The 23128-nt window shown below is 63.0% G+C and carries 26 protein-coding genes; 13 read left to right on the plus strand and 13 right to left on the minus strand.

Annotated features, from left to right (window positions below):
- Positions 1-2: 2 nt before the first annotated feature.
- The gene (gene amrS / locus CS1GBM3_RS02345; protein ID WP_072390860.1) at positions 3-1130 is read right to left on the minus strand and encodes an AmmeMemoRadiSam system radical SAM enzyme; all 1128 of its coding nucleotides are present in this window, start codon (positions 1128-1130) and stop codon (positions 3-5) included.
- A 38-nt stretch (positions 1131-1168) separates the two neighbouring features.
- Between amrS and amrB the strand changes: the two genes are divergently transcribed.
- Positions 1169-1975, plus strand: a complete 807-nt coding sequence (amrB, locus tag CS1GBM3_RS02350) for an AmmeMemoRadiSam system protein B (protein ID WP_072390863.1) — start codon at positions 1169-1171, stop codon at positions 1973-1975.
- 46 nt (positions 1976-2021) lie between these two features.
- On the opposite strand, the gene CS1GBM3_RS02355 is transcribed toward amrB, so the two are convergent.
- Entirely contained in the window at positions 2022-2456 is a 435-nt protein-coding gene (locus CS1GBM3_RS02355; RefSeq protein WP_072390866.1) for a CBS domain-containing protein, read from the minus strand.
- Between the two features lie 215 nt (positions 2457-2671).
- Between CS1GBM3_RS02355 and CS1GBM3_RS02360 the strand changes: the two genes are divergently transcribed.
- From CS1GBM3_RS02360 to CS1GBM3_RS02375, 4 genes are all read left to right on the plus strand, one after another.
- Complete coding sequence (locus CS1GBM3_RS02360; protein ID WP_171946413.1) at positions 2672-3364, plus strand: SDR family NAD(P)-dependent oxidoreductase; 693 nt, start codon at positions 2672-2674, stop codon at positions 3362-3364.
- A 168-nt stretch (positions 3365-3532) separates the two neighbouring features.
- The gene (locus CS1GBM3_RS02365; RefSeq protein ID WP_072390872.1) at positions 3533-3895 is read left to right on the plus strand and encodes an SPW repeat protein; all 363 of its coding nucleotides are present in this window, start codon (positions 3533-3535) and stop codon (positions 3893-3895) included.
- Between the two features lie 121 nt (positions 3896-4016).
- Positions 4017-4268 (plus strand): hypothetical protein, encoded by a 252-nt coding sequence (locus CS1GBM3_RS02370; protein WP_072390875.1) that lies wholly within the window; start codon positions 4017-4019, stop codon positions 4266-4268.
- Positions 4269-4325: 57 nt separating this feature from the next.
- Positions 4326-4574 (plus strand): hypothetical protein, encoded by a 249-nt coding sequence (locus CS1GBM3_RS02375; RefSeq protein WP_139247746.1) that lies wholly within the window; start codon positions 4326-4328, stop codon positions 4572-4574.
- A 102-nt stretch (positions 4575-4676) separates the two neighbouring features.
- Here the strand turns inward: CS1GBM3_RS02375 and CS1GBM3_RS02380 are convergent, their stop codons facing one another.
- Positions 4677-7022 (minus strand): TonB-dependent siderophore receptor, encoded by a 2346-nt coding sequence (locus CS1GBM3_RS02380; RefSeq protein ID WP_072390881.1) that lies wholly within the window; start codon positions 7020-7022, stop codon positions 4677-4679.
- A gap of 136 nt (positions 7023-7158) precedes the next feature.
- On the minus strand, positions 7159-8148 hold the full coding sequence (locus CS1GBM3_RS02385; protein WP_072390884.1) for a helix-turn-helix transcriptional regulator: 990 nt from the start codon (positions 8146-8148) through the stop codon (positions 7159-7161).
- A gap of 629 nt (positions 8149-8777) precedes the next feature.
- Between CS1GBM3_RS02385 and CS1GBM3_RS02390 the strand changes: the two genes are divergently transcribed.
- The 4 genes from CS1GBM3_RS02390 to CS1GBM3_RS02410 all read left to right on the plus strand — a co-directional run bounded on the left by CS1GBM3_RS02390 (position 8778) and on the right by CS1GBM3_RS02410 (position 12421).
- Positions 8778-9932, plus strand: coding sequence for a PepSY-associated TM helix domain-containing protein (locus CS1GBM3_RS02390; protein ID WP_072390886.1), 1155 nt, complete (start codon positions 8778-8780; stop codon positions 9930-9932).
- The gene (locus CS1GBM3_RS02395; protein WP_244534527.1) at positions 9929-10141 is read left to right on the plus strand and encodes a hypothetical protein; all 213 of its coding nucleotides are present in this window, start codon (positions 9929-9931) and stop codon (positions 10139-10141) included. Before CS1GBM3_RS02390 ends, CS1GBM3_RS02395 begins: the two co-directional genes overlap by 4 nt.
- Before the next feature lie 474 nt (positions 10142-10615).
- The gene (dusA, locus tag CS1GBM3_RS02405; protein ID WP_244534528.1) at positions 10616-11581 is read left to right on the plus strand and encodes a tRNA dihydrouridine(20/20a) synthase DusA; all 966 of its coding nucleotides are present in this window, start codon (positions 10616-10618) and stop codon (positions 11579-11581) included.
- A 12-nt stretch (positions 11582-11593) separates the two neighbouring features.
- Positions 11594-12421 carry a sulfite exporter TauE/SafE family protein gene (locus CS1GBM3_RS02410; RefSeq protein WP_072390892.1) on the plus strand — a complete coding sequence of 276 codons (828 nt, stop codon included), beginning with the start codon at positions 11594-11596 and terminating at the stop codon, positions 12419-12421.
- A 12-nt stretch (positions 12422-12433) separates the two neighbouring features.
- Here the strand turns inward: CS1GBM3_RS02410 and CS1GBM3_RS02415 are convergent, their stop codons facing one another.
- The 6 genes from CS1GBM3_RS02415 to CS1GBM3_RS02440 form a co-directional block, all read right to left on the minus strand.
- Positions 12434-12679 carry a hypothetical protein gene (locus tag CS1GBM3_RS02415; protein ID WP_139247747.1) on the minus strand — a complete coding sequence of 82 codons (246 nt, stop codon included), beginning with the start codon at positions 12677-12679 and terminating at the stop codon, positions 12434-12436.
- 131 nt (positions 12680-12810) lie between these two features.
- Positions 12811-14310: a phosphomannomutase/phosphoglucomutase gene (locus CS1GBM3_RS02420; protein ID WP_072390899.1), complete on the minus strand. Its 1500-nt coding sequence runs from the start codon at positions 14308-14310 to the stop codon at positions 12811-12813.
- Between the two features lie 198 nt (positions 14311-14508).
- Complete coding sequence (locus CS1GBM3_RS02425; RefSeq protein WP_072390902.1) at positions 14509-15075, minus strand: retropepsin-like aspartic protease family protein; 567 nt, start codon at positions 15073-15075, stop codon at positions 14509-14511.
- A gap of 59 nt (positions 15076-15134) precedes the next feature.
- The gene (locus CS1GBM3_RS02430; protein WP_072390905.1) at positions 15135-15842 is read right to left on the minus strand and encodes a retropepsin-like aspartic protease family protein; all 708 of its coding nucleotides are present in this window, start codon (positions 15840-15842) and stop codon (positions 15135-15137) included.
- A gap of 2 nt (positions 15843-15844) precedes the next feature.
- Positions 15845-16036, minus strand: coding sequence for a DUF1289 domain-containing protein (locus tag CS1GBM3_RS02435; RefSeq protein ID WP_072390908.1), 192 nt, complete (start codon positions 16034-16036; stop codon positions 15845-15847).
- A gap of 76 nt (positions 16037-16112) precedes the next feature.
- The gene (locus tag CS1GBM3_RS02440; RefSeq protein ID WP_072390911.1) at positions 16113-17735 is read right to left on the minus strand and encodes a sensor histidine kinase; all 1623 of its coding nucleotides are present in this window, start codon (positions 17733-17735) and stop codon (positions 16113-16115) included.
- 239 nt (positions 17736-17974) lie between these two features.
- On the opposite strand from CS1GBM3_RS02440, the gene CS1GBM3_RS02445 reads away from it, so the two are divergent.
- A complete protein-coding gene (locus CS1GBM3_RS02445) occupies positions 17975-18733 on the plus strand; it encodes an MBL fold metallo-hydrolase (RefSeq protein ID WP_072390914.1) in 759 nt (252 codons plus the stop codon).
- A 107-nt stretch (positions 18734-18840) separates the two neighbouring features.
- On the plus strand, positions 18841-19332 hold the full coding sequence (locus tag CS1GBM3_RS02450; protein ID WP_072390917.1) for an Lrp/AsnC family transcriptional regulator: 492 nt from the start codon (positions 18841-18843) through the stop codon (positions 19330-19332).
- A 27-nt stretch (positions 19333-19359) separates the two neighbouring features.
- Here the strand turns inward: CS1GBM3_RS02450 and CS1GBM3_RS02455 are convergent, their stop codons facing one another.
- Positions 19360-19755 (minus strand): MAPEG family protein, encoded by a 396-nt coding sequence (locus CS1GBM3_RS02455; protein WP_072390920.1) that lies wholly within the window; start codon positions 19753-19755, stop codon positions 19360-19362.
- Positions 19756-19839: 84 nt separating this feature from the next.
- A complete protein-coding gene (locus CS1GBM3_RS02460) occupies positions 19840-20730 on the minus strand; it encodes an NAD(P)-dependent oxidoreductase (protein WP_072390923.1) in 891 nt (296 codons plus the stop codon).
- Between the two features lie 97 nt (positions 20731-20827).
- On the opposite strand from CS1GBM3_RS02460, the gene CS1GBM3_RS02465 reads away from it, so the two are divergent.
- Entirely contained in the window at positions 20828-22069 is a 1242-nt protein-coding gene (locus CS1GBM3_RS02465; RefSeq protein ID WP_072390926.1) for a threonine ammonia-lyase, read from the plus strand.
- 10 nt (positions 22070-22079) lie between these two features.
- Here CS1GBM3_RS02465 and CS1GBM3_RS02470 read toward each other — a convergent pair whose 3' ends face one another.
- A complete protein-coding gene (locus CS1GBM3_RS02470) occupies positions 22080-22571 on the minus strand; it encodes a CinA family protein (RefSeq protein ID WP_072390929.1) in 492 nt (163 codons plus the stop codon).
- 61 nt (positions 22572-22632) lie between these two features.
- Here CS1GBM3_RS02470 and CS1GBM3_RS02475 point away from each other — a divergent pair, with 61 nt between their 5' ends.
- Entirely contained in the window at positions 22633-23118 is a 486-nt protein-coding gene (locus CS1GBM3_RS02475; RefSeq protein ID WP_072393511.1) for a DUF421 domain-containing protein, read from the plus strand.
- The last annotated feature ends 10 nt before the right edge of the window (positions 23119-23128 follow it).

Below are 23128 nucleotides of genomic sequence, written 5' to 3' on the forward strand. Positions count from 1 at the left end.
GATCAAAGACGCGAGGGACCGCAACCGATTGCGTATTGGTGTGTGGGACCAAGCCGAATTGGTACTCGCCGCTGACCCCATCCGCCAGGGTTTCTCTCGAACACGCCGGGGATGGCCGCGCCGCAGGTGCCGCAGCTATCAGCGTCGGCCAAGTTCCACGCGGTGATCCTGTACCAGTCGCGGCCGATCACGCGGGCCCCGCACGCCGGGCAGTAGGTGCTTCCGCCGGCCTCGTCATGGACATTGCCTGTATAGACGTAGTGCAAACCGATCTGGCACGCGAGGTCGCGTGCCATCGTCAGCGTATGTGCTGGGGTGTGCGGCACATCGAGCATCTTGTAGTCCGGATGGAAGGCCGTGAAGTGCAGAGGGACGTCGGGCCCGAGCTTCGTCATCACCCATTCGCTGAGACGTCTCACCTCCTGTGGGCTGTCGTTGTGGCCGGGGATCAGGAGCGTTGTGATTTCAAACCATACCTCGGTCTCGCGTTTCAAGTACTCGAGTGTATCGAGGACCGCGGCGAGACGGCCGGTACAGAGGCGATTGTAGAACTCCTCTGTGAAGGCCTTGAGGTCGACGTTGGCCGCGTCCATCCAAGTGAAAAGCTCCTCGCGCGCTTCGGAGCCGATATAGCCGGCGGTTACCGCGACATTCTTGATGCCGCGCTTGCGAGCGACCTTGGCGACGTCCACCGCGTATTCGAGGAAGATGACCGGGTCGTTGTAGGTGTAGGCAATGGATTTCGAGCCGGTTGCAATCGCCGCACGCACGATGTCCTCGGGAGAGGCTTCATCCTGCAACCGGTCAAGCTCGCGAGCTTTAGAGATGTCCCAGTTCTGGCAGAACTTGCAGGTGAGATTGCAGCCGGCCGTGCCAAAGGACAAGACGGGTGAACCCGGGAGGTAGTGGTTCAAGGGTTTCTTCTCGATCGGATCAACGCAGAATCCAGACGAGCGCCCGTAGGTGGTGAGCACGATCTGGTCGTCCTGCCGGCCCCGCACGAAGCAAAGGCCGCGTTGGCCCTTGTGCAGCCTGCAAAATCTGGGGCAGACGTCGCACTGGACGCGCCCATCCTCGAGCCGGTGCCAATACCGGCCAGGAATACCTTTCAATTGCTCGATACCGGTCATAGAGTTCGCCATGAGCCGCGCTAAAGGATGTGCGCGTCATGCTCCTCAACCGTACAACCGCTGGGCCACGACCTGCGGCCGTTGCAGGATCATTCTATCCTGCCTCAGCGGAGCACCTCGGTCGAACGGTGTCGGCCCTCCTAGCGGCCGCGCGCTCGAGAGAGCAGCCCGGCCTTCGCGGCATCATCGCGCCGCACGCCGCCTATGTCTACTCCGGCCCCACGGCTGCCGAGGCATTTGCGAGCATGCGCCATTTGAAGGGCAGCATCGACCGGGTCATCGTCGTCGGTCCAGCCCATTATGTTCCGTTTCGCGGCGTGGCGGCGCCGTCGAGCACAGCGTTTGCCACCCCGCTCGGTGAAAGTCCTGTCGAGACCTCCGCGGTTGCTGCAATGGCCGAGGCGGGGCTCGTCGTGATCGACGACGAGCCGCATGCACCTGAGCACGCCCTAGAAGTCGAGCTTCCGTTCCTGCAGGCTATTTTCGGCCCGCTGCCCATTGTGCCGCTGCTCTTCGGCTTGACCTCCGCCCGGGCAGTCGCGGCCGTGCTCGCGCGGGTGTGGACCTGCAAGACGTTCCTGGTCGTGAGCTCCGACCTCTCCCACTATGAGGAGTACGAGGATGCTTGCCGCCATGACGCGAGTACGGCTCGCTCGATCGAAACGCTCGACGAGGGTGCAATCGGCCCGGCCGACGCTTGCGGCCACCTCGCGATCCGCGGGGCTCTCATCGAGGCGAAGCGCCGGTGTGCTTCTGTCTTGCGGCTCGATCTGCGCAATTCGGGCGACACCGCAGGCGATAAGCGGAGCGTTGTCGGCTATGGCGCCTGGGCGTTCACAACGTAGCGGGTCCGCCGGCCCGCGTAGAGATGGGCTGGGGATTGCCGGCGGGCTATCTGGTTCCGCTGATGTAGTGCTCGAGTTGCTCGATCACGAACTTCTGGTCGCTGATGGTGCTCTTCACAAGATCGCCGATCGATAAAAGACCCAAGATGATCCCGTCCTCTACTATCGGCAAGTGGCGCACCAGCTTTGAAGTCATTAGCGCCATGCACTGCTCAACCGTATAATCTGGCAAGGCGCATACGACGTTGGTTTGCATGATCTCCCTGACCCGTGTCTTGGGCGATGCTCTGCCCTTCAGGACGACGTTGCGGGCGTAGTGCCGTTCCGTGATGATGCCGATGAGCTCGTCGCCCTCGATGACAACGAGCGCGCCAATGTTTCGGTCGGCCATCTCCTTGATAGCGTCGAAGACGCTCGTGTCGGGATGGATGGACCAGACCCGGTTGCCCTTCTGGAGCAGTAGATGGCGCACGGTCGTCATCGGACGCCTCCCATGGCGCAGGAACAGTTTATCCAGATTTGGGTCCTGGCTAGGAGGGTGGCAAGCGGCTGTTCGAGGCAATCTGGGGGGAGGCGCTACCCCGATCGCCGAGACGAGGATGGAACAGGAAGCGGCAAAGGACTATCCTAGGGCTCCTTGTGCAGATCGTCCGAGAAGGGTTGGATCAGATGGCAAGCCTGCAGGGCAAAGTGGCAGTGGTGACGGGCGTCAGCCACGACGGACAGGTGGGGCAGGCCGTGGCCAAAGCCCTGGCCGAGAGCGGTGCCGCCCTGGCGATTTGCGCGCGCACGCAGGCCAATGTGGAGGCCCGCGCGGCGGAGCTGCGCCAGAGTGGGGCGCGCGTGCTTGCGATCGCCGCTTCGCTCACCGATGAAGGCGGGGTGCAAGAGCTCATAGACGGCGTGTTGAAGGAGTATGGGAGGATCGATGTCCTGATCAATCTGGCGGGCGGGCTCACCCGCTACAAGCCTGCCGTCGAGACCTCGCTCGACGATTGGAGAACCGAGATCGATAACAACCTTCTCAGCTCCTTTTTAACCTCGCGGGCGGTCTTCCCGCATATGCGCACGGCCGGGGGAGGCGCCATCGTGAACTTCGCACGGTCCGGTCTGCCTCAAGCCAACATGATCGCGTACAATTGCGCCAAAGCTGGAATCGAGGCGCTGACGCGTACCCTGGCGCTGGAAGGGAGAGACAGCGGCATACGGGTGAACGCTGTCGCCCCGGGGCTCGTGGATACGGGCTCGAATATTGCCGCGATGAAACCTAAAGATCTGAAGCATTGGACCAAACGCGACGATATCGCTGAGGCGGTCGTTTTTCTCGCCTCGCCTGGCGCAGCAGGGATTACCGGCCAGACCATCGCGGTCACGGGCTGGGGATTGTAGTTAGCAAGCTTTCTCGAAAGCTGGCGATTTCGCGCGCGTTCCTGCTGCGTTGCAATATGCGATAATATCTTTTGACTGACTTATGGCGGCGGTTCTCGCGAGTTCTTACGTACAAGAAGAGACGGACCCGTGTGGGGTCCGCAAATGTCAACCCAAAGGAGGTTGGCAATGGTAAACGACATAAAGTTCTCCGCCTATTGGCAGGATGTCTTGAACTGCCTGCTCGGCGTCGGATTGTTCTTCTCGCCTTGGGCACTTGGATTTGCATCCGAACAGACCGCAGCGTGGAATGCCTATGTTGTCGGGGCCATCATCGCGGTGATGGCCTTTGCAGCGATGGTCGCCTTCCATGACTGGGAGGAGTGGGTGAGTGTCGCGCTGGGTACTTGGCTCGTCGTGTCGCCGTGGCTCCTGGGCTTCAGCACCGTCGGCTCTGCCATGTTGACCCACGTTGTGATCGGCATCGCGGCATTGGTTCTCGCTATCTGGTCCTCGGCCGAGCATGGTTCGGGTCCCCTGGCGGCCCGTTGACCAAAGGTATGGGGCTAAGGACTATGGCCCCCTGCGCTGCTTCCGGCCTGCGTCCTCGCAGCTTCGCGTTTGTGAGGTTGCAGGGAGAGGGGCGGCTCGTGCTGGCACCGGAGGCAACGCGATGCGGATCGAAGAGACCGAAGGTAGGTTCGGATTCCATCTGACGGGGGGTAAGGGTGAATGTCCGGCGGCGTGTGCCAACGTCCAGATCTTCGTAAAGTCGAGTGCGCTCAGCCGCGCGGCCGATCTTGCGATCTCGCCCCATCTCATGACTGCAGGTGAAATCGATCGGTTCGTCGACGAGGCCATTGCGTCTCTTCAGGTGATCCGTATGGACGCGAAGAATGCGCTGACTCTTGCGGCGGCACGTTGAGCGTCTCATGGGCGAGGGCCGCCGAATTGCCAGCCTGGAAAGACAGGAGTGAAGGTCATGAACGCGAACAACTGGGTGGTGGTCGCGAACGTGGGCGGCTCCGTTCCTGCGACGCGCTCGGACAGCTCAGGAGACATGGAGCAGCTCGAGCTGATGGAACTCGTCTTGATGTCGGAGCATCAGAGCAGAGAGTCCGCGGAGATGGACGCAGAGGCGCGGCGGGCGCAAATGGACGGCTGGTCCTATTCGGTTCTGCCGCGGAGCGATTACGACGCGAAGACGCGGGCCGCGAAAAGTGCCACTTAGGACGTCACGAATCCATGGGTGAAGCTCAATGGGTGAAGCGCCCCCCTGAGGCGAAGCGGAAACTGACCAACGGCGGAATCTGGCCGGGCTGGCTCTCCGCTCCTACTTCCAGGAATATTTGAGCGTGCCCAGCACTGTGCGGCCGGCACCGAGACCGCAGTAGGCCAGCCCGGATTGGCACGACGCGACGTAATATTCGTCTTCCAGATTCGTGGCGTTGATCTGCGCCTGCCACCCTTCGAGCTCAGGATCGAGATAGGCGAAATCGTAACTCACGGTTGCGTCGAGTAGCGTGTGCGACGGAATGTAGATCGCGTTGGCCTGATCTCCGTAATTCTCACCGACGTAGCGGATGCCACCGCCGATGCCGAAGCCCGCGAGAGATCCGTCGAACCATGTGTATTTCGCCCACAGGGAGGCCTGCTCGAGGTTCACGTTTGGCAGATAGTTACCAATGTTCCCGACGTAAATGCTCTTTGTGATTTCGGGATCGAGCTTGCTATAGCCGCCGACGATCTCGAGCTCGCGAGTGACGTTGCCCCGCACCTCGAACTCGAAACCGCGCACACGGGCTTCATCGGTCTGGACGCTATACAGGCCAAACGCCAAGGGATTTGGGTCAGTGGTTAGAACGTCCTGTTGGCGAATATCAAATAGTGCAGCGGTGAACATCAGGTTGGTGCCATTCGGCATGAACTTGAGGCCGATTTCCTTGCCCTCGCCCGTCGTCGGCTTGAAGGTGTTTCCATCGAAGTCGGCGCCAGTATTCGGCACGAACGAGGTCGAATAGCTGACGTAAGGGGCAAGACCGAAGTCGAACAAATAGCTCAGGCCGACGCGGCCGGTTTGAGCGGAGTCGTCCCGCTCATATGGAGAGAAATCAGGAGGTGGGTAGGAGCCCCTGCTAATAGTTTCGACGCTCGACCAATCCTGGCGTCCGGTCAGTGAGAGCGTCCAGCGGTCAAACTTGATCTGATCCTGAACATAGATGCCTGTCTGTTCCAGGTGCGAATCGACGTCCAGGAATGCAGAGAGATCTCCGGGCAACGGAATCGGCTGTGCGCCATACACAGGATTGAACACATCGATAGGCAGATAGTCGCCTGCGTCGTTCGCCAGCAGGCTCGTGTTCGAGCTTCGTGTCCTCTGATAGTCGACGCCCACCAGCACCTTGTGGGTGAGAGGCCCCGTCGTGAAATCCGCCTGAAGCTGATTGTCGACGGCGAAGTTGGCGGCATCGGCGTCAACGTAGATCGGTGTGCGGAAAAACTGAGTTCCGACCATGAAGTCGCCGCGCATGGCCTGCATGTCTTGCGCGACATCGAAGTATCTCAGGTTCTGGCGGAACTGCAGGCCGGTCTGGATACGGTGTTCGAATTCATAGCCGATGGACCACTGCTCGAGCGCATAGTGATCGAAACCCGGCTCGCCTAGGTAACGGCTGCGGGGAATGCGCCCGAACGGATTGGACAGTAGCGTCACCTCTCCGGGCACGTATTGCTGATAGCCGTCATTCTCGATCTTCTGGTACTGCGAAAGAAGGGTCAAGCTGGTGTCAGAGTTCGCGCGCCACGTCACGCTCGGCGCGATAAACAGCTTGTTGTTTTCCTGAAAATCAATCTCAGAGTCGCTGTCGCGCGCCAATCCGACGACCCGATAAAGTAGATTTGGATTGGTGGAGACGGGCCCGCCAACGTCGAAAGCGCCTTCCAGCCGGTCGAACGAACCAGTCGTCCCCACGACTTCGAAATGCGGCGTGTCGAGCGGGCGCTTGCTGACCATGTTGACCAGGCCGCCTGGGTCGGATTGGCCGTATAGGCCCGACGATGGTCCTTTCAGGACCTCAAGTCGTTCGAGACCGTAGGTCTCGATACGTGGGACGGCGAACGCGGAGGCGTCACTCGGCAGGCGGAGGCCGTCGAGATACTGCGGGGCATTGAAGCCGCGGATCTTGATGGAGTCAAAAAAGACATTCGCTCCAAATCCGTCGACGGTGACACCGGGCGTGTAACGCAGGGCATCGGCGATCGTCCTCGCCTGCTGATCGCTGATCTGATCCTGCGTGATCACCGAAATCGACTGCGGCGTTTCGAGGATGGGGGTATCGGTCTTGGTTGCCGTTGCGCTTACCGCGGCCGAATAGCCGTCGACGGGCCCCTTGGCGCGCTCGGACGACCGGCCGCTTCCTGCACTCGTCGTCTCGACGGGCGGCGGAGCAGGCGCTGAGGGGGCGAGCCCCTTCGAGGTTTGAACCTTCTTCTTCTTCGATGCGGCCTTCGACTTGGCGGCCGTGCCTTCCACGACCAAGGGCGGCAGCGGTACGGCTTCGCTCGACCCTTCGGACGCGGATTGCGCGGCGACTGGCGCCAACGAGCCCGTGACCGCAGTGAAAAGCGCAGCGGTCAGCGCCGACGCGAACTCGCGCCTACGCCAAGCAGCAAGCGTCATAGAATCCCCCAAAGGCTTCTTAAGATCCCTCGGTATTCCTGACATGCTGAGGTCCGCGTCGCCACGTCGTTGGCTATCGCAAAAATCGAAAAGACTGTCGCAATAAGCAGTTTAGAAGCGCTCGAAAAACGCGCGGTCATTCCCGTTCACGCGAGATGTCTTGCCCGGGAGGATGGCCAAAATATCTGCGGTAAGCGGCCGTGAAAGCCGACGGGCTGACGAAGCCGACTCTGTAGCCGGTCTCGGCGACGGTGAGATGATACTCGCGCAGCAGGACGCGCGCCATCTGCAACCGCTGCATGCGTACGTATCCGAAAATCGTTGTGCCGAAGACGGTCTTGAAGTTCGCCTGCAGGGTCGTCAGATTGACGCCCACACGCTTCGTTAGCTCAAGGATTTTTGGGGGCGCCACGAGATTGGCATCGAGAATGTCGCGCGCTTCCACGACGCGATCGTAGTGTCGTTTGCCGATGGCGGCGATCATCCGGCGCTCGTGCGCGAGAAGCTGTGCGATTTCGATGACGAACGACAGGGTGTTGCTTTCGAGGAAAAGCTCGCCGAGCTGATCGCCGTAAGGGTGGTCGAGGCTGCGACGCGCGATATCGACCACCTTGGGCGAGCGGGGCAGCGACTCGAAACGAAAATCCGTCCGGACGAATTCTCGCAAGGCGGCGAGGCCATCCGATTTGATTGTGTCGCCGAAACGGTCGAAGAACTCCGGCTTGATCACAAATCCGGCCGAGCGGCTCCGGTGTGACATCATCCCCGATAGCTCGAAGCGGGTCCGTTCCCGAAAGCCGAAGAGGGCCGGCCGCTCCGCATACCGCGTGATGGGCCCATATCCGACAACCTGCATCGTCTCCGGGCCACCGTCCAACAGGACGCCGCACATGACGGCCGGCTCGGCCTCGCTCTGAATACTGTCGCTCGTCAGGTACGTTATGTCATCGGCCGCTGCCCTGAGCCCCGGCTGGATCTCCTGGCTCAACAACCGGCCCGCAAAAAGCGGCGTGTCGACGTGACCTGACGGGGGCGTGACGAGCGTGACCCCGAGGGCTTGATCCGCCGCGAGACGGATCAGCTCAGATGGCTTGAAGCCCTCCGCCGAAACAACACGGGTTAGCATTCCCACAATACGAGCTCCCGTTGGACGGAGAGAAGGCCCACCATCTCAGCGACTTAAGCCGAATTGTATACCTGTGTAGTTATGTATTCAACCATTTCCCATGCCATGGGCCTGTTCAGCGCAAGGAACGCCGGCACCGGCCTATATTTTCTTATCGCAACAGCATTGCTTGATTGAGCGATAGTCTCGAGATTTGCAGCGGCGCAGCGGCCCCTTCATAGTTCAAGCGATCTCTCCGCGCAGCGCTCGCATCAATGCCGACGCCGACCATGAAAGGGAGAGCTTCCCGAGGTAGGGATCTCCAGTGAATGGGCTTTGGACAAGGAAGCTGTTCTCCAGACCGAGCGCGATCTTCGGAGTTCATGACGAGCTTCGCGCATGAAGGTCACGCACCACGCTCCGTTATCGTCGTGACGGTGCAGGAAGTGTTTTTCACTGCAGCAAGGCTCTGCGGCGATCGGATCTCTGGAATACTGAAAAGCACACCGATCGCTTCCGACCCTCGGAGAAATCGTCAAGGATCAGTTCGATTCGATCACACCTGCGGCGTTGATCGACTACGCGCTCGCGCGCGATGCCAAGAAGAATATCTATTAATAAGCAAGCCATCGTAGGAAGGAGAATGGCCATTGACTGCGCGTACCGTGCGCATCTGGTACAAGGTGCATCGCTGGACGAGCATCATCTCGACCGGATTTCTTCTGATGCTCTGCATCACCGGCCTGCCGCTCGTATTCTATCACGACATCCTGCACTGGCAGCATGCCGACCTCGAGCCGCCGGTTATGGCAGCGGACACACCTGCAGCTTCGCTCGCGGCCGTGGAAGAGGCAGCTCGCGCGCGCCACCCCAATCTGGTCGTCCCATTCATCTCCTGGGATGAGGACGACCGGAACCTGCTGTTCGTGGGGATGGCGAAGGCTTTCGACTCTCCACCGGAGAGCATCAAGCTGCTTGCCGTCGATGCGCGCACCGCCAAGGTCCTGGGCGAGCCGAATTTGACCGAAGGGATCATGTATATCCTGCGAACGCTTCACGTCGATATGTTCGCAGGCATCCCGGGAAAACTGTTTCTTGGCGTGATGGGTCTTCTGTTGCTCGTCGCCATTGGGTCCGGCGTGGTTCTTTATGCGCCCTTCATGCGTCGTCTCGACTTCGGCACGGTGCGCCAGAACCGGGGAACGCGCATCAAATGGCTCGACCTGCACAATCTCCTTGGCATCGTCACACTGGCGTGGCTCACGGTCGTCGGCGCGACCGGCGTCATCAACACCTGGGCAGATTCGATTTTCAAGCTGTGGCAGTTCGGGCAGCTCGCCGACATGATCGCACCCTACAAGGACCTCCCCGCTCCGCAGAATCCAATCAGCATCGATGTTGCCCATCAGGTCGCGATGAAGGCCGCGCCGGAAGGTAGGATTCCCTCGTTCGTGACCTATCCGGGCACTCTGTTCTCTGGCAAGCACCACTACGGCCTCTTTCTCCGAGGCGAAGAGCACGTGACGGCCAAGCTGCTGACACCGGTGTTGATCGACGCCCAAAGCGGCCAGATCACGGACATGCGCCGCATGCCCTGGTACGTTGATGCGCTGTTTGTCTCGCAGCCCCTGCACTTTGGTGACTACGGCGGCCTGCCGATGAAGCTCCTTTGGGTGATCCTGGATCTCATCTCGATCGCCGTGCTTGCCACAGGACTGTATCTGTTCTTCACGCGTCGCAAGACGGCCGAAGAGGATCTCGGTCTTGGGCGCGCGAACAGAAAGCTTGAGGCAGCGAGCGCATGATGAAAAACTCGTCCGCATCTCGCGCCCGCGCCGCTGAGCGTTCTCTCTGGCGCATTTTTTTCGCTCCCGCGCTGATCGCGCTGGCCAGCTCGGTCGGGCTCATCTCGGGGCTTGTCGGGGATGGGCTGATGGACGCCATCGCTTGGATTGGCTTGGGCGCACCTGTGGCGGCCAGTGCATTCTACGTCTTTGCGCGGAGCAGCGACTGACTACGAGGCGCGTTGGCTAGTCATTTGGGTGCAAAACGTCCGCTTGACGTCGGCGCAATCCCATTAGGGGCTCAGGCCCTTCATGCTCGTACGGCTGGCCGAAGTCTGCGTCCGGGTGAAAAGCCGGTCGTCATTCGCCGACGGCAAAGTCTCACTGATCCCTCGCGGGCACTCACATGCAAAAGGATCGATCGCGCGCTCGACCTCGAGCGCCCAGGTCTCTGCGTCGCGCCGGCGAAGAAACGTGTCTGATGCGTCGCGGCCCTTGCGACGAACCTGCGCACGCCAGCGCCCTGAGTTGAGTCTTGCGAAGGTAGCCATCGTGTGCACTCACTCGCCGCGTGCGAATCCTGTGCAGTAAGACGCAGAATTCGCGGGACGTTCCTGAGAACGAGTGCACACGTTCATTCTTTACCCTTTGAAACTGCGTAAAAATACGTGAAAAATCAAGAGCATAGGTTCTGCGGGGCACCCATGATGGATTGGACGGACCGGCATTGCCGGACTTTCCATCGCATCATGACGCGTAACGCGCGGCTCTACACGGAGATGGTGACCGCCGAGGCGGTGATCCACGGCGATCGGGCGCGGCTTCTGGGCTTCGATGCCGCCGAGCGCCCGCTGGCGCTTCAGCTCGGCGGATCGGATCCGGCGAAGCTCGCGGACGCGGCGGCCATCGGCGAGGCTTTGGGCTACGACGAGATCAACCTCAATGTGGGATGTCCGTCCGACCGCGTGCAGGAGGGCCGGTTCGGTGCCTGTCTGATGGCGGAGCCGGAAGTGGTGGCGGCGTGTTCGGCCGCGATGCGCGCCAGCGTCAAGATTCCGGTCACCGTGAAATGTCGCATCGGCATCGACGATCAGGACAGCGAGGCGGCTCTCTCGCGCTTTGTCGCGACGGTTGCGGACGCGGGCGTCACGCTCTTCATCGTGCATGCGCGCAAGGCCTGGCTTGGCGGGCTCTCTCCAAAGGAGAACCGTGAGGTGCCGCCGCTCGACTACGGGCGCGTCTATCGGCTCAAAGAAGTGCGGCCCGATCTCACGATCGTGCTCAACGGCGGCGTCGAGACGCTCGAGGCGTCGGCGGCGCATCTCGAGCACGTGGATGGTGTCATGCTCGGGCGCGCTGCCTATCAGACGCCGTATCTGCTCGCGGGCGTGGATCAGGCCTTGTTCGGCTCCGACGCGCCTGTGCTTTCGCGTGGCGAGGTCCTGTCGCGACTCGTGCCTTACGTCCGGGCGCATCTGGAGCAGGGTGGGCGTCTCAACTCGGTGACACGGCACATTCTGGGTCTCTATCACGGTCAGCCGCGCGCGCGGCAGTTCCGGCGCCATCTTTCGGAGCATGGCGTCGGCGAGGGGCCAGGGCTCGATGTTCTGCTGGATGCGATTGCGATTGCCGAGGGGCAGGTCCCGGCCATCGGCGTCGCTGCGGAATAGGAGCTGCTCTCCATGACTACCGTTCTCGGCAACAGCGATCTGCTGTGGCTCGTGCTCGCGCTCCTTTCCGGCGGTCTGGTAGCGGGCTTTCTCGCTGGGCTACTCGGCATCGGGGGTGGCGGTGTGCTGGTGCCCGTGCTCTTCGAGACGTTCGGTCTGCTACAGGTGCCCGAGTCCGTGCGGATGCAGATGGTGCTCGGGACATCTTTCGCCATCATCGTGCCGACGGCTCTGCAATCCTTTCGCTCGCATCTCGCGCGCGGCGCGGTCGACACGACTGTGCTGCGCCGGCTTGGCCCGTACGTGGTCGCTGGCGTCATCGCCGGCGTCGGGCTCGTGTCGCTGGTGTCGGGCGCGGCGCTCAAGTGGGTGTGGATCGTTTGCGGCGGCCTTCTCGCGATCAAGATGATGTTGGGACGGGAGGACTGGCGGTTCGCGGACGACGTTCCCAACAACTGGGTCGTTCGCCTCGTGGCGTTCGTGGTCGGTATGATCTCAACGCTGATGAGCATCGGCGGCGGCATGTTCCTGGTGACGCTGTTCACGCTCTGCGGCTGGTCCATTCTGAAGGCCGTCGCGACATCGAGCGGCTTCGGGCCGCTGATCGCGATTCCAGGGCTCATCGGCTATGCGTGGGCCGGCTGGGGCAATCCGGATCTGCCGCCGTTCTCGTTGGGCTTCATCAGCCTGCTCGGCGCGGCCATCGTCATTCCGGCGAGCGTGCTTACGGCGCCGCTGGGTGTGCGCGTGGCACACGGCCTGCCGCGGCGCAAACTCGAAGTGGCGTTCGCGCTCTTCCTTACCGCGGTGGCGGTGCGCCTTCTGATCTCGACGCTGTAGCCGTCACGAGGGCTATGTTCGCAAATCGAGGACCCCGGCCACGAAGTAAGCCGGGATTATGATGGCGTCGATGAGCGCCACCACAATGAGCGGTGTCGGTTGATTGGTGCTGTTGACTGCTATGGCGACGATCAACAGGATAATCGAAACAGAGCCGGCGGTCAGGGCGAGCGCCGTATTACGGGACGCACGCCAGTTGACCTTCCCGCTCAGGCTCCATTGCATAGGCCATTGAGCGTCGCCGGGCGTGTTGCTCACCGCCCATGCCGCGAAAGCCGCGATCAGGAGCGCGCCTTTTGCGGCGATAAGATTTGCGACAAGTATGGCAATCCCTCGATTTTTCTTCGAAGGGATTTGAGCACACTCGTGCGTCCACGCGTCTTCAGGCTTCAGATCTTCTGATTGTACTCGCCGACCTCGGGGAACTTGGCGAGGCGGGCCTCGATGTCGCGGAAGATGGCGACCTTGTTCGCCTCCGACACCGGGCTCTCGACGACGATTACCAACTCGGGTTTGTTGGACGACGCGCGCACGAGGCCCCAGGTGCCGTCCTCGAGCGTCACGCGCACGCCGTTGACGGTGACGAGGTCGCGGATCTTCTGGCCGGCCACCGTGCCGCCGTTCTTGGCCAGGGCCTCATAATCGGCGACGACCTTCTCGACCACGCCGTACTTCTTCTCGTCGTCGCAGTGGGGCGACATGGTCGGGGACTGGTAGGTCTTGGGCAGCGCGCGGCGCAGGTCGGCGATGGTCTTGCCTTCGGCGCGGTCGAGCATGTCGCAAACGGCGATGGCCGCGACGAGGCCGTCATCATAGCCGCGGCCGAGCGGTGGCTGGAAGAAGAAGTGGCCGCTCTTCTCGAAGCCGACCAGCGCCTTCTGCTCGAAGGTGTAGCGCTTCATGTAGGAATGGCCGGTCTTCCAATAGAGGGTTTTTGCGCCGGCCGCCTCGAGCACCGGATCGGTCATGAAAAGGCCCGTGGATTTCACGTCGGCGACGAATACAGGGTTTTTGTGAATGGCCGAGATATCGCGCGCCAGCATGACGCCGACCGTGTCGGCGAAGATCTCGTGGCCCTCGTTGTCGACGACGCCGCAGCGATCGCCGTCACCGTCGAAGCCGAAGCCGACGTCGGCATTGTTCGCCACCACCGCTTCCGCGATGGCATGCAGCATCTTCATGTCCTCGGGATTCGGATTGTAGCGCGGGAAGCTGTGGTCCAGCTTGGCGTCGAGCGGCACCACCTCGCAGCCGATGGCTTCCAGAACCTGCGGCGCGAAGGCGCCGGCCGTGCCGTTGCCGCAGGCGGCCACGACCTTGAGCTTGCGCTTGAGCTTCGGGCGGTCGGCGAGCGCCTTCATATAACGCTCGGCGAGATCCTGCACGAAGATGTAGCGTCCGCCCGACCGGGGCTTGAAGTTGCCAGCGAGCACGATCTCCTTCAGGCGGCTCATCTCGTCGGGCCCGAAGGTCAACGGGCGGGCGAGGCCCATCTTGATGCCAGTCCAGCCATTGTCGTTGTGGGAGGCCGTCACCATGCCGACGCCTTCGACGTCGAGCTCGAACTGGGCGAAGTAGGCCATCGGGGAGAGCGCGAGCCCGATGTCGTGCACCTCGAAGCCGCCGGCCAGCAGGCCCGTGATCAGCGCCTGCTTCACGGAGGCCGAGTACCAGCGGAAATCGTGGCCGACTACGATGCGTCGCGGCACGCCGCGCTCATCGAACAGCGTCGCCATGCCGAGCCCGACGGCGTTGAGCCCCATCAGGTTGATCTCCTGCGGGAACAGCCAGCGCGCGTCGTACTCTCGGAAGCCGGTGGGCTTCACGAGGGGCAGGCGTTCGAAATCGGCAGTGTTGGGGACGAGATCAGCACGGGGTTTGGGAAACATCGACCAACCTTATTCGGGCTCAGATGATTTGCGCGGAGGTGCGCGAGACGGGATGGGTGATGGAAAAGGAATGGGGCGAAATGCGGTGCGGTCTGGGTCCGTATACGGCGCTTTTATGCCCCATCGCCAGGCGTCCTGCCAGGGACCCCCGCAAGGCAACGCGCGAAATGGCTAATCGTTCGAGGGGAGGGGGCGAGGCTACTCGGTCAGCGTCAGGCGGCCAGAGCTGATGTCGACACGGGCGAGCCGGGAAAGAAAGCTCATACCTAGCAGCGTCTTCGCGAGGCGGCCGCGCTCCGTCACGGCTGCGCGCACGTTGCGGACGGTGATGCGCCCAATCGTCACGCGCTCGAGCGTGACCGGAGCCACGGCCGCGACGCCGTTGGCCGTGCTCACCTGGGCGGTGAAGTCGGACGGTCTGAGGCGCAGCCCGGCGCGTTCCGCATCCTCGTAGGTCAATGCAACCATAGAAGCGCCGGTGTCGACCATGACATCCAGCGGCCGGCCGTTGATCTCAGCGCGAGCATAGTAGTGGCCGTCGGTGTCGGCATCGAGGTGCTCGCTGCCGGTGCCGCTTGTTGTCGGGGGGAGGGGTGTCTCGATCGCCAACTCGGAGGAGGCGGGCGGTTGCTCGACGCCGAGGGCCGAGCCGATCGCCGTGCGTAGCGTCTCGTAGTGCACGACGCCCGCGACGAGCACCGTGGCTGCGGCGGCCCAGCTTGCCAGCTCGCCCAGCAGAGATCGTGTGCCGGAGGAAAGCCCCATGGATCGCGACGCTCCCGGTCGAGGCTCTCCGTCCGCGAGGCCCCGTTCTGCCGACGCTCTCACCCTCGCAGGGTCAGGAAATCGCCGGAGAATTCATACGAGCGCAAACGCTTTAAGAAACTCATACCGAGCAGGTTCTCGTTGAGCGCGCCGGGCTGGGCGACGAGCGCTTCGACATCGCGCACCTCGAGTGGTCCGACGGATACCGACTTCAGGCGGACGGGGGCAGCGAAGGTCGTGCCGTTGGCCGTCGAAACAGGTGTGGTGAAGGTGAGCGCGTCGGTATCGATGCCGATGCGCGCGGCGTCGGCGGGCTTCAGCACGACGGTCGACGCGCCGGTGTCGACGAGCATCGAGAGGCTGACGCCATTGGCGGCGCCGCGGGCCACGAAATGCCCGTTCCCCTGGCGGCGCAGGCGCACGGCCTGCTCGCCCGTCGGCGTGGTGTCAACCAGGAGCGTATGTCCAGGGGGCAGCACCTCACCGGCCACGCGGTAGGCGACCGTGCGCAGCTCCTCGCGGTAGGTGTAGGCGACGATCAGCGCCAGTGCGATGCCGAGCCAGGTTGCGGCGTGGCGCACGGCCTCGCGCTTGCGGCCGTGATAGTCGCCGCTCAGCGTCGCGAGGTAGAGGAGGCCGAGCGCCAGCAGGCCGGCGAGGTAGCCGATGTTGTCACCGATGATGCCGGTGATCTCGCCCGTGTCGCCGGAGAGTGACCAGAACAGTGCGATCAGGCCGGCCAGAATAAGAAGCAGGACAGCAAGCATGGCTAGGGTATATCCGGAAGGGCGCCGCCCTTCCCGGCCGGCGCGCCGCGTGTGTTGAGCTCCTGCATGATCCTGCGGCGCTCGGCGTCGGTATAGGACGTCCAGCGGGCGATCTCATGACGCGAGCGTCGGCACCCCCGGCACAGGCCGTCGGCCGCTTCGATGACGCAGATCTGGATGCAAGGGGATTCCATCGCCGGCAATCTAGGCAGTCTCGCGCGGTCGCTCAAGCGCCTGGGGCCGCGGCAAACGGCCGGCAGGCCCCTGATTTTAGGCGACGCGGGGCGGCCGCGAGGGCGGCGGGGCCGGCTTGGGGGTGATGCGCAACCTCGGCTGGCGGGGCGAGGGAGGCGGCGTTGCCTGGCGGTGACGCTCGGCGCCAAGGGGCTGCAGCGGCGCGACGCTCGCGAGCACGCGCTGCGAAGGGAGCGTGATACTGGCCACGGTGCCCTTGCGCAGCTCCGAGGCGAGTTCGAACGTGCCGCCGTGCAGCTCGATGAGGCTCTTGACGATGGGAAGGCCGAGCCCGGTTCCGCCTTCTGCCGTCTCGTGGGCGAGCGAGCCCTGGCCGAAGGCCTGAAGGACTTTCGGGATCTCATCCTCGGGAATGCCGGGGCCGGTGTCGGTCACGGAGAGCGTCTGGCCTCCGTCCGGCGTCGGTATCACGGTGATGGTGACGGTGCCGCCCTTGGGCGTGAACTTGATGGCGTTGGAGAGCAGGTTCAGGCAGATCTGGCGCATGGCGCGCACGTCGATCCAAACCTGAGGAAGATCCGGCGCGACGTGTAGGTCGACATGCAAGCCTTTGCCGTTGGCGCGCAGCGTCAGCAGGCGCTGGCAATCCTGGGCGATGTCACCTAAATGGGCGCGCTCCTCGGTCAGCTCGTAGCGTCCGGCCTCGATGCGCGACAGGTCGAGGATCTCGTTGATGAGCTGCAGCAGGTGGCTGCCGCTGTCGTAGATGTCGTTCGCGTACTCCTTGTAGATCGGCGCCGCGTGAGGGCCGAACATCTCGTCCTTCATGACCTCGGAGAAGCCCATGATGGCGTTGAGCGGGGTGCGCAACTCATGGCTCATGGTGGCGAGGAAGCGGGACTTGGCCTTGCTGCCGGCTTCGGCGCGGCGGCGCGCTTCGTCTGAGAGCAAGCGCTCCTCGTCGAGCTCGGCGATCAGGATGTCCTTCTGCGCGCGGAAAGCGAGCATCTGCAGCGTGGTTTGCTGGATGCCCTTGGCGAGGAAGATGAAGTAGATGTGGACGCCGACGGCCATCGTCGCGAGCGCATAGTAGAAGGGCTCCTCCAGCATCAAGAGACGGGCCGAAACCGCAAGCGTCATCGGAATGGTGCCGACATAGAGTAGGCTCATCATCGACGACGTGAACGTCATGCGCACGGCGAGCAGCACGATTAGCGACGCGAAGATGAAAACGTGCGAGGAGAACACCGCCTGATCGGCGGGCTGATGCTGAGCGTCGACGCCCACCAGTGCGAAGCCCGCCCACACCAGGCCCGAGAACAGCTCGGCGAGAATGAAGTTGCGCCGCCAGGCCTTGAGATCCTCGTCGGGGCGCGCATGGGCGACGAAGCGGCGACAAAGCTCGAGCAGCGTGACCTTGGATGCGATGACCAGCGACAGCCAGAGCAGGCTTTCCGTCCACGGGGCCCAGAACATGGATGCCAGCGCGAAAATCGCCGCGAGTGCCCAGATGGTGACGGAGGCCGAGAGCTCGTTCCTGGCGAAGATCGCCATGAGCTCGTATTCGAATTCCGGCTTGATGTCGTTGCCGCGGGACAGGCGTTCGCGCGCGGCCCGAATGTCGCCGTCGGCGCGCTTGCGCGCTTCGTGACGACGCCTCAGGTCGGCGAGAATTTTTTTTCTGGTTTCTTTGTCCATGCGTCCGCCGCGCAGGAATCACGACGGCCAACACACATCTCCGGTTCCCCGTGCGGCGGGCCCTTGCCGCGCGTCGCGAGAGGGTGATAGGTCGTGGGTTCTGCCCAAGGCTACTCTTCCCCGGAATTAGCTAACGATGCGTTTACCCGGGCAGCCTGAGACCCGATCTGTTCCCTGGGGAACAGGCGGCCAGTGCGCGCCGCTGCACGGTGCGAGTAAACGGCCGAGCGGGAGCCGACATGAAGCTGACAATTATCGGATCGGGCGATGCCTTCGGCTCCGGAGGCCGACTCCAGACTTGCTTTCACGTCCGCTGGCGCGGGGGACAGTTCCTGATCGATTGCGGGGCCACCTCACTGACGGGCCTGTTTCGCCAAGATATTGACCCGAATGGTGTTTCCACGATTTTTGTAACGCATCTGCACGGCGACCACTTTGGGGGACTGGTGTGGTGGCTGATCCATGCCGTGCATGTGGCGCAGCGCACGGCGCCGCTCGTCGTCGTAGGGCCAAAGGGCATTGAGGAGCGATTCACGGCGGCGGCCGAGGCTCTGTTTCCCGGCTCGACAACCGTCGAGCGCCGCTTTGACCTTAGCTTCCGGACCTGGATCGATTTCGAGCCGCTTGCCGAGGGCGGGGTCAAGGTGACGCCGTTCGTCGTCAGCCATCCGTCGGGGGCGACCCCCTATGCGTTGCGCATCGAGGCGGACGGAAAGACGCTCGCCTTCTCGGGCGATACGGAGTGGGTCGAGAGCCTCGTGTCGGCGGCTCAGAACGCCGATCTCTTCATCTGCGAGTGCTTCGCCTTCGAGCGTGAGGCTCGCTACCACCTCAACTGGCGCACGATCGAGGCGAACCTCGACCGGCTCGGGGCCAAGCAGGTGCTTCTGACCCATCTCGGACCCGAGGCGCTCGCCAATCGGGATGCGATCCGCCACTCGCGCGTCGGTCTGGCCGAGGACGGGCTCGAGATCAGGATCGGGTCCTCCGCAGGCTGAGATAGGCAAAAGCCGGCCGATCGCCGCCCAAAATCGGTGACATCAGGACAAACTGATGTTACGGAAAGGCGATTATCCGAAATTCCATTTCAACCGCGCGGTCTCTCATGCTCGACGACATGGACGTCAAGATCCTGGCCATCCTGCAGGAGGATTGCACGCGACCGGTGGCGGAGATCGGCAAGGAGGTGGGGCTCTCCACCACGCCCTGCTGGCGGCGCATCCAGAAGCTCGAGGAGCTGGGCGTCATCAAGCGGCGCGTGGCGGTGCTGGACCCGGTCAAGGTCAATGCCGGCGTCACGGTCTTCATCTCGATCAAGACCGACCAGCACAGCCTGGCCTGGCTCGAGCGCTTTCACAAGGCGGTGGCGGATTTTCCCGAGGTGGTCGAGTTCTACCGCATGTCGGGCGATGTCGATTACCTCTTGCGCGTCGCGGTGCCGGACATTGCCGCCTATGACGTATTCTACAAGAAGCTGATCTCGAATGTGGAGATCGCGAAGGTGTCCTCCGCGTTCGCGATGGAGGAGATCAAGCACACCACCGCGCTGCCGCTCACGTTCGCGCGCCCGCCGTCGGAAAAGCGCAAGAGCGGGTGATGGTTTCGCCGCTCGCCTGTCGCCTGGTCAAACAACCAGATTGAGCCCGGCGAGCAGGAAAGAGAGCAGGGCCGCCAATCCGATCGTCCCTAGAGTCAGCACCATGCCGAGCGTGCGCAATCGTAAGACGTGCGGTGTCTGCGAAAGTCCGTAGGCATGCAGCAAGCGGCCGGCAAGCAGCGCCAACCCAAGGACGTGCAGTACGATCAGGGGCGCCTTGAGGCTCTCGGCGAATGTGAGCATCAGCAGTGCCATCGGCACGTACTCGGCGAAATTCGCGTGAACGCGCGACCGCCGCAACAACTCTGCGCTTTCGCCGACACCGATCTCGACCCGCGCCTCGCGGCGTTGCGTGATGACGCGTGCCGACAGCAGTAGGAACAGAAACGCAAGCAGCGATGCGGAAAATGCCGTGACGGGCATGGCTCCTTCTCCCGGGTTCAGGGCTCGATAGGATCGATCATGCCCGGGATTCTGGATCGATTCGCGACATCGTCCGCAGGGATCCTATTTTTTGCGCGAAACTGGTGCGGGAAGGCGCGCGATAAGGCTCGAGGTATCCCAGCGAGAGCCGCCCAGCTTCTGCACCTCGGCGTAGTAGCGGTCGACCAGCTCGGTGACGGGCAGCGCCGCGCCGTTGTGGCGCGCTTCTGCGAGGCAGATGCCGAGGTCCTTGCGCATCCAGTCGACGGCGAAGCCGAAATCGAAGCGGCGCGCGTGCATGGTCTGCCAGCGGTTCTCCATCTGCCAGGATTGCGCGGCGCCTTTCGAGATGGTGTCGATGACCGCCGCCACGTCGAGACCGGCGTTCTCGGCGAAGGCGATGGCTTCCGACAGTCCCTGCAACAGGCCCGCGATGGCGATCTGGTTGACCATTTTGGCGAGCTGGCCAGAGCCCGCCGGTCCCATCAAACGCACGGCCTTGGCGAACGAGCGGATCACGGGCTCGGCCGCACGAAAGGGCTCTTCGTCGCCGCCGCACATGACGGTGAGCTGGCCTTGCTCGGCGCCGGCCTGGCCGCCAGACACCGGCGCATCGAGGAACGACAGGCCGCGCTTTGCGGCTTCGGCATGCAACTCGCGAGCGGCGTCGGCGGATGCCGTCGTGTGATCGATGAAGATGGCGCCGGGACGCATGGTGGTAAACGCGCCGTTAGGACCGATCGTCACCTGGCGGAGGTCATCGTCATTGCCGACACAGGCGAAAACGAGGTCGGCGCCATCTGCGGCAGCGGCGGGCGTTGGATGATGCGTGCCTGCGCCGTAAGATGCGACCCAGGTTTCTGCTTTGGCGCCATTGCGATTATAGACCGCGAGCGTGTGGCCACCCCTGGTCAACAGGTGTCCGGCCATGGGATAGCCCATGACGCCCAAGCCGATCCATGCCACTTTAGCCATGCGTTTGATCCCCTGATCTCTCCGGGGAGCGTTGTATCGGATTGGCCCCGGGCCTCAACCCCTCTCAACGCCGCGCATTCTCGAGACCAAGGACCCTATGGCCGACAGCACGGACACGAAGACTGCTGTCACGCTGGATGATGTCCGGCGTGCCTCAAAGGTAATCGAGGGCGCCGTCGTGCATACGCCCTTCGATCGCAGCAGGACACTCAGCCACGACCTTGGCGCCGACATCTGGCTCAAGTTCGAGAACCTTCAGTTCACGTCCTCGTACAAGGAGCGCGGGGCGCTCGTTCGCCTCTCGGCGTTGAGCGAAGCCGAGCGCAAACGTGGCGTCATCGCCATGTCGGCCGGCAATCACGCCCAGGGCGTTTCCTATCACGCAGGGCGGCTCGGCATTCCGGCAACCATCGTCATGCCCGAGGGCACGCCGGCCGTGAAGGCCGAGAACACCAAGCGATGGGGCGCGCGTGTGATCCTCGAAGGCAAGACACTCGAGGACGCGGCGCGCTTCGCGCATGCTTATGGCAAAGAGCATGGGCTGGTGTTCGTGCATCCGTTCAACGACCTGCTGGTGATCGCGGGGCAGGGCACGGTGGCGCTCGAGATTCTCGCGGACGTGCCGGATCTCGACGTGCTGCTGGTTCCGGTCGGCGGCGGTGGGTTGATCGCGGGCATGGCGGTCGCGGCCAAGGCGCTGAAGCCCGACATCGAGATCGTCGGCGTCGAGGCGGCGCTTTATCCTTCCGTCTACAACATCATCAAAGGCACGCAGATGCCGGCGCGTGGCGACACGCTGGCCGAGGGCATCGCGGTTGCCAATCCCGGCGATGTCACGTGCGAGATCATCTCGCGGCTCGTCGACGACATCGTGCTCGTCAGCGAGACCGATCTCGAACGGGCGACCTTCGCGCTGCTCATGATCGAGAAGACGGTGGTGGAAGGCGCGGGCGCGGCCGGCCTCGCTGCCATGATGGCCGATCGGCAGCGCTGGAAGGGGCGCAAAGTCGGGCTCGTGCTGACCGGCGGCAACATCGATCCGCGTTTGCTTGCCAGCGTGCTGACGCGCGAGCTTGCGCGCGAAGGTCGCTTGTCGCGGCTCACCATCGACATTCCGGACCGGCCGGGCGAGCTCTCGCGCGTGTCGGGCGTGCTGGGTCAGGCCGGCGCCAATATCATCGAGGTCTATCACCAGCGCGTGTTCACGGATCTGCCGGCCAAGGGAACCGAGCTCAATCTCGTCATCGAAACCCGGGACAAGTCGCATTTGGAAGGCGTGTTGGCGCAACTTGAGGCGAAGGGCTACCGGGTGGTCGTCAAGGCTGCGCAGGCGGGGTAGAGCCATCGCTTCAACCCGCCAAGATTTCGTCGAGTAGCGTCAGGGCTTCGGCCAGCGCGCGCTCGCGATTGGCCTCGCGTGAGGTTTTGCGCGAGGCGATCTTCACATGCCGAGTGTGCCCGCCGCGCGTCGTCGCCGCGATGTGCATGAGGCCCACCGGATTGCCGTCCTCGTCCGGCTCTGGACCGATGACGCCGGTCACGGCAACGGCGACGTGGGCGCCGCTCGCCTTGAGTGCGCTGACCGCCATGCGCAAGGCGACTTCGCGGCTTACGGCCGTGTGCTGCGCAATCAAAGCGGGCGGAATGGCCAAGAGAGCCGACTTGCATGTCTTCGTGTAGGTGACGAAGCCGCCGTAGAAACACGTGCCGGCACCCGGCGCGTCCGCCAGCAGCGTGGCCAAGGCGCCCGCTGTGCAGGATTCGGCGGTGACGATGGCGAGGCCCTTATCCTCGGCACGTTTGATGACGGCGGCGGCTTTCTTTTCCAACTTCGACGACACGTTCGCAGAACGGATTGTGTGGGCTTGGCGTTCCTTTGGTCTGGCAACCAAGGGGTGCGTCATGAGTATCGACTGGAGCGGGATCTTTGTTCCGAGCCTCGGACTGCTCGAGGTGTTCGTGCGCGGTACGATCATCTATCTCGCGATGTTCGCCATCCTGCGCTTTGGCGCTCGGCGGCAGGCAGGACAGTTCGGCCCGGCCGACCTTCTCGTCATCGTGCTGATCGCCGACGCGGCCCAGAACGGTCTCGGAAAAGAGTACGGGTCCGTCACTGAGGCCATCGTTCTGGTGCTGACCATCGTGTTCTGGGAGTACGTCATCGACTGGCTGAAGTGGCGTGTTCCAGCGCTGCGGTCAGTGCTGACGGCGCCGCCGCTGACGCTGGTCGAGAACGGACGTGTGGTGCCGGCTGCGCTACGGCACGAATCGCTGACGGAGGACGAGTTGATGGGTCAGCTGCGCGAGCGGGAGGTCGAGGACGTGCGCGACGTCAAGCTTGCGCGTCTCGAAGGGGACGGCCGCATCAGCGTGCTGAAAAACAAATAGTCGCTGACGG

Source organism: Hyphomicrobium sp. CS1GBMeth3 (assembly GCF_900117455.1).
In the GTDB taxonomy this organism is placed as follows: Bacteria; Pseudomonadota; Alphaproteobacteria; order Rhizobiales; family Hyphomicrobiaceae; genus Hyphomicrobium_C.

Bases quoted from the DNA above. Each gene is read 5' to 3' on its own strand.
- amrS (WP_072390860.1), bottom strand. From the start codon at position 1,130: ATGACCGGTATCGAGCAATTGAAAGGTATTCCTGGCCGGTATTGGCAC.
- amrB (WP_072390863.1), top strand. From the start codon at position 1,169: ATGCTCCTCAACCGTACAACCGCTGGGCCACGACCTGCGGCCGTTGCA.
- CS1GBM3_RS02355 (WP_072390866.1), bottom strand. From the start codon at position 2,456: ATGACGACCGTGCGCCATCTACTGCTCCAGAAGGGCAACCGGGTCTGG.
- CS1GBM3_RS02365 (WP_072390872.1), top strand. From the start codon at position 3,533: ATGGTAAACGACATAAAGTTCTCCGCCTATTGGCAGGATGTCTTGAAC.
- CS1GBM3_RS02370 (WP_072390875.1), top strand. From the start codon at position 4,017: ATGCGGATCGAAGAGACCGAAGGTAGGTTCGGATTCCATCTGACGGGG.
- CS1GBM3_RS02375 (WP_139247746.1), top strand. From the start codon at position 4,326: ATGAACGCGAACAACTGGGTGGTGGTCGCGAACGTGGGCGGCTCCGTT.
- CS1GBM3_RS02380 (WP_072390881.1), bottom strand. From the start codon at position 7,022: ATGACGCTTGCTGCTTGGCGTAGGCGCGAGTTCGCGTCGGCGCTGACC.
- CS1GBM3_RS02385 (WP_072390884.1), bottom strand. From the start codon at position 8,148: ATGCTAACCCGTGTTGTTTCGGCGGAGGGCTTCAAGCCATCTGAGCTG.
- CS1GBM3_RS02395 (WP_244534527.1), top strand. From the start codon at position 9,929: ATGATGAAAAACTCGTCCGCATCTCGCGCCCGCGCCGCTGAGCGTTCT.
- dusA (WP_244534528.1), top strand. From the start codon at position 10,616: ATGATGGATTGGACGGACCGGCATTGCCGGACTTTCCATCGCATCATG.
- CS1GBM3_RS02410 (WP_072390892.1), top strand. From the start codon at position 11,594: ATGACTACCGTTCTCGGCAACAGCGATCTGCTGTGGCTCGTGCTCGCG.
- CS1GBM3_RS02420 (WP_072390899.1), bottom strand. From the start codon at position 14,310: ATGTTTCCCAAACCCCGTGCTGATCTCGTCCCCAACACTGCCGATTTC.
- CS1GBM3_RS02425 (WP_072390902.1), bottom strand. From the start codon at position 15,075: ATGGGGCTTTCCTCCGGCACACGATCTCTGCTGGGCGAGCTGGCAAGC.
- CS1GBM3_RS02430 (WP_072390905.1), bottom strand. From the start codon at position 15,842: ATGCTTGCTGTCCTGCTTCTTATTCTGGCCGGCCTGATCGCACTGTTC.
- CS1GBM3_RS02435 (WP_072390908.1), bottom strand. From the start codon at position 16,036: ATGGAATCCCCTTGCATCCAGATCTGCGTCATCGAAGCGGCCGACGGC.
- CS1GBM3_RS02440 (WP_072390911.1), bottom strand. From the start codon at position 17,735: ATGGACAAAGAAACCAGAAAAAAAATTCTCGCCGACCTGAGGCGTCGT.
- CS1GBM3_RS02445 (WP_072390914.1), top strand. From the start codon at position 17,975: ATGAAGCTGACAATTATCGGATCGGGCGATGCCTTCGGCTCCGGAGGC.
- CS1GBM3_RS02450 (WP_072390917.1), top strand. From the start codon at position 18,841: ATGCTCGACGACATGGACGTCAAGATCCTGGCCATCCTGCAGGAGGAT.
- CS1GBM3_RS02455 (WP_072390920.1), bottom strand. From the start codon at position 19,755: ATGCCCGTCACGGCATTTTCCGCATCGCTGCTTGCGTTTCTGTTCCTA.
- CS1GBM3_RS02460 (WP_072390923.1), bottom strand. From the start codon at position 20,730: ATGGCTAAAGTGGCATGGATCGGCTTGGGCGTCATGGGCTATCCCATG.
- CS1GBM3_RS02465 (WP_072390926.1), top strand. From the start codon at position 20,828: ATGGCCGACAGCACGGACACGAAGACTGCTGTCACGCTGGATGATGTC.
- CS1GBM3_RS02475 (WP_072393511.1), top strand. From the start codon at position 22,633: ATGAGTATCGACTGGAGCGGGATCTTTGTTCCGAGCCTCGGACTGCTC.